The organism is Massilia frigida (assembly GCF_011682175.1).
Classification (GTDB): Bacteria; Pseudomonadota; Gammaproteobacteria; order Burkholderiales; family Burkholderiaceae_D; genus Telluria_A; species Telluria_A frigida.
In genome coordinates, this window is the sequence record NZ_WHJG01000228.1 from 1 (window position 1) to 261 (window position 261).

Annotated in this window: 1 rRNA gene; it reads left to right on the top strand. The window is 49.0% G+C overall.

The features are described from left to right. Positions 1 to 261 (top strand): 23S ribosomal RNA (locus tag F2P44_RS34785); the annotation flags it as partial.

Genomic DNA, 261 nt, shown 5'->3' on the forward strand with positions numbered 1-261 from the left:
CTAAAACAGTCAGGATGTTGGCTTAGAAGCAGCCATCATTTAAAGAAAGCGTAATAGCTCACTGATCGAGTCGTCCTGCGCGGAAGATGTAACGGGGCTAAGCCAGTCACCGAAGCTGCGGATATATGCTTGCATATATGGTAGGAGAGCGTTCTGTAAGCCTGCGAAGGTGTCTTGTAAAGGATGCTGGAGGTATCAGAAGTGCGAATGCTGACATGAGTAGCGATAATGGGAGTGAAAAGCTCCCACGCCGTAAGCCCA